General features: G+C 40.9%; 4 protein-coding genes. 1 reads left to right on the forward strand and 3 read right to left on the reverse strand.

Features of this window, described 5'->3' with window-relative positions; all coding sequences use genetic code 11:
* Positions 1 to 9 precede the first annotated feature (9 nt).
* From Q0M21_RS09635 to Q0M21_RS09645, 3 genes are all read right to left on the reverse strand, one after another.
* Positions 10 to 591: a TMEM175 family protein gene (locus tag Q0M21_RS09635; protein ID WP_295337570.1), complete on the reverse strand. Its 582-nt coding sequence runs from the start codon at positions 589 to 591 to the stop codon at positions 10 to 12.
* Positions 592 to 620: 29 nt separating this feature from the next.
* Positions 621 to 1988, reverse strand: coding sequence for a 30S ribosomal protein S6--L-glutamate ligase (gene rimK / locus Q0M21_RS09640; protein WP_295337572.1), 1368 nt, complete (start codon positions 1986 to 1988; stop codon positions 621 to 623).
* Positions 1989 to 2080: 92 nt separating this feature from the next.
* Positions 2081 to 4624, reverse strand: coding sequence for an ATP-dependent Clp protease ATP-binding subunit (locus Q0M21_RS09645; RefSeq protein WP_295337574.1), 2544 nt, complete (start codon positions 4622 to 4624; stop codon positions 2081 to 2083).
* Positions 4625 to 4888: 264 nt separating this feature from the next.
* Here Q0M21_RS09645 and gyrA point away from each other — a divergent pair.
* A partial coding sequence (gene gyrA / locus Q0M21_RS09650; protein WP_295337576.1) for a DNA gyrase subunit A occupies positions 4889 to 6958 on the forward strand: 2070 nt, incomplete at its 3' end.

A 6958-nucleotide genomic window follows, 5' to 3' on the forward strand; every position in this document is an offset into this window, starting at 1 on the left:
GTTTTCGGTTTAATTGTCATCGTTTAGGATTTTTTCAATTCTTTTGTCGGGAACCAACCAAATCAGTGCTACTAAAATGTATAGCGCACCGGAGATTTCAGTGTAATATTTTGAAGATAAAACCGCTATAATGTAAAACACTATTGATGCTTTCCCTTTATAATCTTCTCCGATGGCTTTGGATAAAACAGAATCTTTACCGTGGTGTTTCAAAATAACACGCTGCAAAATAAAATAGGCGATGGCATTCATCAATAAAATTACGCCGTATAACATCATTGGAAATGCCGCAAAATGATGTTCACCTATCCAAGCCGTAGTGAACGGAATTAATGACAACCAAAATAACAAATGTAAATTAGCCCAAAGAATAGCACCGTTGACATGCTTAACAGTTTGCATCATGTGATGGTGGTTGTTCCAATAAATGCCAACATAAATAAAACTCAGTATATAGCTCAAAAATTTATGAGATAACTTGACTACCGATTCAAACGTAGTATCATTCGGAACTTTAAATTCCAACACCATGATGGTGATGATAATGGCCAATACACCATCGCTGAAAGCTTCAAGTCGGTTTTTATTCATAAGTTATCTGTTATCTGAACATCCTATAACTATCGCTTAAAATTTTTCTCAATCGCCTTAATCATCTCGCCGGCGATGTCTTTGTTGGTAGCGCCTTCTATGCCTTCAAGCCCGGGAGAAGAGTTTACCTCTAACAATAACGGTCCTTTAGAAGAACGAATGATATCTACACCAGCCACCTTTAAATCCATAGCCTTGGCAGCTTTGATGGCGATTTTCTTTTCTTCGGCTGTGGGCTTAATTACTGATGCCGTGCCGCCCATGTGAATGTTGGCTCTGAATTCACCTGCCGCGGCTTCCCGTTGTATGGCAGCCACAACTTTCCCGTCTACCACAAACAAACGCAAATCTTTTCCGTTGGCTTCCTTAATGAATTCCTGCACCAATATATTAGCGTTCAAACTCTTAAAAGCATTGATTACCGATTCGGCTGCTTTTTTGGTTTCGGCCAAAACCACACCTTTTCCTTGAGTGCCTTCTAACAATTTTACAATCAAAGGAGAACCACCAACCATCTTAATCAAATCATCGGTATCTAAAGGCGAGTTGGCAAAACCCGTAGTCGGAATATCCACACCGTGATGCAATAATAATTGAAGCGAAAATAGTTTGTCACGCGATTGGGTAATAGCGGCAGCCGAATTCAAACAAAAGACTTTCATCGCTTCAAACTGACGCGTTAAAGCGCAACCATAAAACGTTATACTCGGGCGAATTCTCGGGATAATGGCATCGAAGTTATCCAGAATTTTGCCACCGCGGTAATGAATTTCAGGCTTTACAGCATCGAGCTTCATATAACATTCCTTGATGTTCAGGAAATGCATTTCGTGACCACGCATTTCACCGGCTTCCATAATCCGTTTGTTGCTGTACAATTCGGGATTGCTGGCCAAAACACCAATGCGCAAACCGGATTTATTGGCGATAGCGTTTTGGTACAAATCTTTCAGACTCTCCGTAGAAGTTTGTCCCAGCAGGTATTTTTGCTCCGGATCAACCAAAATTCGGCCACTCATGGCTTCGCGCCCCAACAACATGCGAAAACCCATAGAATCTCGATTGGTTAACGTCATTTCTATGGTCCATACATCGTCGCCAATTTTAAGCTGGGTTTGAATCACATAGCGTTGTTCTCGAAAACCGCTCGAACTTTTAACGATGCGTTTGTCGATGAGTTTAGCCTCACAATGGATAACGGTTTTTAGGTTGTTTTGAATAGGATTGATATCGAATTTTACCCAACTTTCACCTTCCTTTAAAAAAGGTGCAATATTGATGGCGTGCAGTGCTGAAGTTTTGGCACCCGAATCGACGCGAGCTTTGATGGCCGGAATACCAAGTTCCGGAAATGAACACCATTCTTCGGAACCTAAAATGATTTTATTTTGTGGCATTTTGTAAAAATTTAAGCCACAAATTACAGAAATTCACACGGATAAAAGGCGGGAATTCTTGTGATTTGTGGCTTATAAAAGATTAAACAGTCTTATTTAGTCGGTTTTTCCGCTTTGTTGATGGTTACGGTCAACTCTTGTGCAATCTCGTCTAAGTCCATAAAGATTTCGTCTCCGGAGGCAATTTTCGAAGTAATGATTTCTTCAGCCAAAGCATCTTCTACGTATTTCTGTATGGCTCTTTTTAACGGACGAGCGCCAAATTGTTTGTCGAAACCTTTCTCGGCAATAAACGCTTTGGCTTTGTCGGACAAATTCAACTTATAGCCTAATTCTTCAATGCGGGCGTACAATTTTTTCAATTCGATTTCGATAATCAAATCGATGTCGTGTTTCTCTAACGGATTGAAGACAATTACATCGTCGATTCGGTTTAAGAATTCCGGTGCAAAGGTTTTCTTCAAAGCATTTTCAATCACACTTTTCGAATGTTCGTCGGCTTGTGCCACCTTAGCAGAAGTACCAAAACCAACGCCTTGCCCGAAGTCTTTTAACTGACGTGCTCCAACGTTAGAAGTCATGATAATGATGGTATTTTTGAAGTCGATTTTACGACCTAAACTATCCGTCAGATAACCATCGTCTAACACTTGTAACATCATATTGAAAACATCCGGATGCGCTTTTTCGATTTCGTCCAACAATACCACACAGTATGGTTTTCTGCGAACTTTTTCGGTCAATTGACCGCCTTCTTCGTAACCTACGTAACCCGGAGGCGCTCCGATTAAACGAGAGATGGCAAATTTTTCCATGTATTCGCTCATATCGATGCGGATTAACGCATCTTCTGAATCGAATAATTCTTTCGCTAATACTTTCGCCAATTGTGTTTTACCTACACCGGTTGAACCCAAGAAAATGAATGAACCGATTGGACGATTCGGGTCTTTCAATCCGGCGCGATTGCGTTGGATGGAACGGGCAATTTTAGTTACAGCTTCGTCCTGACCGATGACTTTACCTTTAATTAATTCCGGCAAATGTGCCAATTTGTTGCTTTCCGTTTGGGCAATACGATTCACGGGTATACCGGTCATCATCGAAACTACATCGGCTACGTTGTCTTCGGTTACACGGATTCGGTTGCTTTTCGATTCTTCTTCCCATTGTTCTTGAGCGATGGCTAAGTCTTTTTCCAAACGTTTTTCATCGTCACGCAATTTGGCGGCTTCTTCGTATTTCTGTTTTTTTACGACAGAATTTTTCAATTCGCGCACTTCTTCCAATTGACGTTCCAAATCCAAAATTTGTTTCGGCACGTCGATGTTAGTGATGTGCACTCTTGAACCCGCTTCGTCTAAAGCATCAATCGCTTTGTCTGGCAAGAAACGCTCCGACATGTAGCGGTTGGTTAACTTCACACAAGCTTCAATGGCTTCGGGCGTGTAAATTACGTTGTGATGGTCTTCGTATTTGTTTTTGATGTTGTTCAAAATAGTAATGGTTTCTTCCACCGAAGTTGGTTCTACAATTACCTTTTGGAAACGTCTTTCGAGTGCACCGTCTTTTTCAATATACTGACGGTATTCGTCTAACGTAGTGGCACCAATACATTGGATTTCACCACGGGCTAAAGCCGGTTTAAACATGTTAGAGGCGTCTAACGAACCGGTAGCACCGCCGGCGCCCACAATGGTGTGGATTTCGTCTATGAACAAAATGATGTCGTCGTTTTTCTCCAATTCGTTCATCACCGCTTTCATTCTTTCTTCAAATTGTCCGCGGTATTTGGTTCCGGCCACTAACGAGGCTAAATCCAAAGTCACCACTCTTTTGTTGAAAAGAATACGCGATACTTTCTTCTGAATGATGCGCAAGGCTAAACCTTCGGCAATGGCTGATTTACCAACACCCGGTTCCCCGATGAGTAGCGGATTGTTTTTCTTTCTGCGGCTTAAAATTTGAGACACGCGCTCAATTTCTTTTTCGCGCCCTACTACAGGGTCGAGTTTGCCTTCTTCTGCTAATTCGGTCAAATCGCGCCCAAAATTGTCTAACACCGGAGTTTTAGATTTTTTGTTCGTTTTACTCGCCGGATTGTTGAAACTGCCTTCTTTTAGGCTGTCATCCTGACCGGAATCGTCGTTATACGATTCGTTTCTCGGCAGGTTATCTGTGAAATCTTCTTCGTTCGGTGTCATGTTTAAATATTGTTCTTTAACTACGTTGTAGTCTATTTTCAGACGATGCAGTAGTTTGGTTGTGGGATCATTTTCGTTTCTCAAAATGCAAAGCAGTAGGTGGGCAGTACTGATAGAGGAGCTTTGAAATACTTTGGCTTCTAAGAAAGTGGTTTTTAAAGCGCGCTCCGCTTGACGCGTCAAGTGAAGGTTTTTCTTTTCGTTGCTGATGTCGGCATTCGGATTGGCCGGGCTTAAGATTTCGACCTTTTTTCGCAAATGATCTAAATCGACCGACAAATTATTTAAGATAGCAATCGCCTTACCGTTTCCGTCTCTTAAGATACCAAGCATCAGATGTTCCGTTCCGATAAAGTCATGCCCTAAGCGCAAAGCTTCTTCTTTGCTATAGGTAATTACATCTTTAACTCTTGGTGAAAAATTATCGTCCATAATAGTGTATTGTTGCTATTGTAAATTTAGTGATATGAAAGCATTCTAACAAAAATCATTCCGACTAAAAGTACTGTCAGCTAATTGACAAAAAAAAAGGCAATAATAAAAGCCGTTAAAGGACTATTTTATTAACCAAAAAAAGCCCCCGTTTTGTTAATAAATCTTTGAAATTTGTGGACTAAAATTGGCGTCAAACAGTATAAATATCCTATATTAGCACGTTTTGAATTTGAACTAATTTTTATTAATAATTTATAAAATATGTCTGACGGAGAAAAGTTAATTCCTATTAACATCGAAGATGAAATGAAATCAGCATACATCGATTATTCGATGTCTGTAATTGTCTCAAGAGCGCTACCTGATGTGCGTGACGGTTTAAAACCCGTACACCGAAGAGTGTTATATGGAATGTATGATTTAGGCGTTTTTTCTAACAGAGCGCACAAAAAATCCGCAAGAATTGTTGGAGAAGTTTTGGGTAAATACCACCCGCACGGCGATACTTCAGTGTATGATGCCATGGTTCGTATGGCACAGGAGTGGAGTTTGCGTTATTTGTTAATTGACGGGCAAGGGAACTTCGGTTCGGTTGACGGCGACAGTCCGGCAGCGATGCGTTATACCGAGGCCAGAATGAAAAAAATGTCAGAAGACATAATGGCAGATATCGACAAAGAAACCGTGGATTTCCAATTGAACTTTGACGATACCTTATACGAACCGAAAGTAATGCCAACCCGAGTACCGAATCTTTTGATTAACGGTGCTTCCGGTATTGCTGTTGGTATGGCCACTAATATGCCACCACACAACTTGACCGAAGTGGTGGACGGAACCTTAGCCTACATTGACAACAATGATATTGAAGTTGACGAATTAATCAATTATATCAAAGCACCGGATTTCCCTACCGGTGGTGTAATTTACGGATACGAAGGTGTTCGTGAAGCTTTCAAAACGGGTAGAGGAAGAATTGTTATCCGTGCTAAAGTCAACTTTGAAGAAGTGAACGGTAGAGAAGCGATTATTGTTTCCGAGATTCCGTACCAAGTGAACAAAGCGGAAATGATTAAGAAAACCGCCGATTTGATCAACGAGAAAAAAATCGAAGGTATTTCCAATATTCGCGACGAATCGGATAGAAGCGGAATGCGTATCGTATACGAATTGAAACGCGATGCAGTGCCGAATGTAGTATTAAACACGCTTTACAAATACACCCAATTGCAGTCGTCTTTCAGTGTTAACAACATTGCCTTGGTAAACGGAAGACCACAAATGTTGAATCTGAAAGATTTGATTCATTATTTCGTAGAACACCGTCACGATGTAGTGGTCAGAAGAACCCAATTCGAATTGCGCAAAGCAGAAGAAAGAGCGCATATCTTAGAAGGTTTGATCATCGCCTCAGATAATATTGACGAAGTAATTGCCTTGATTCGTTCTTCCAAAGACGGAGACGAAGCGCGTGCCAAATTGATTGAGCGTTTCAGCTTAACCGATATTCAAGCTCGTGCTATTGTTGAAATGCGTTTGCGCCAGTTGACCGGTTTAGAGCAAGACAAGTTAAGAGCGGAATACGAAGAAATCATGAAGTTAATTCAACACTTGAAAGACTTATTGGCAAGTAAAGAATTAAGAATGCAATTGATTAAAGACGAATTAATCGAAATCAAAGATAAATATGGTGATGCACGTCGTTCGGCTATTGAATACAGTGGTGGCGATGTAAGTATCGAAGATTTGATTGCCGATGAGCAAGTGGTGATTACCATTTCGCATGCCGGTTACATCAAACGTACTAACTTATCGGAATACAAAACCCAAAACCGCGGTGGTGTCGGACAAAAAAGTGCCGGAACACGCGATCAGGATTTCTTAGAACATTTGTTTGTAGCGACCAACCACCAATATTTGTTGTTCTTTACTCAAAAAGGAAAATGTTTCTGGATGCGCGTATACGAAATTCCGGAAGGCAGCAAAACCAGTAAAGGTCGCGCTATTCAAAACTTGATCAATATCGAACAAGACGATAAAGTAAAAGCGTTTATCTGTACTCAAGATTTAAAAGACGAAGAATACATCAACAGCCATTATGTAATTATGGCGACCAAACAAGGTCAGGTGAAAAAAACACCTTTGGAGCAATATTCTCGTCCGCGTCAAAACGGTATCAACGCCATTACCATCAGAGAAGACGACGAACTGTTAGAAGCCAAATTAACCAACGGAGACAGTCAGGTTTTAGTGGCTGTAAAATCCGGTAAGTTGGTTCGTTTCGAAGAAGAAAAAACGCGTCCTATGGGAAGAACAGCTTCCGGTGTACGC

It is taken from the genome of Flavobacterium sp. (assembly GCF_024710485.1).
Taxonomy (GTDB): domain Bacteria; phylum Bacteroidota; class Bacteroidia; order Flavobacteriales; family Flavobacteriaceae; genus Flavobacterium.

What these genes read in the sequence shown, in the direction of transcription:
- rimK (WP_295337572.1), bottom strand. Translation starts at nt 1,988, where the DNA reads ATGCCACAAAATAAAATCATTTTAGGTTCCGAAGAATGGTGTTCATTT.
- Q0M21_RS09645 (WP_295337574.1), bottom strand. Translation starts at nt 4,624, where the DNA reads ATGGACGATAATTTTTCACCAAGAGTTAAAGATGTAATTACCTATAGC.
- Q0M21_RS09635 (WP_295337570.1), bottom strand. Translation starts at nt 591, where the DNA reads ATGAATAAAAACCGACTTGAAGCTTTCAGCGATGGTGTATTGGCCATT.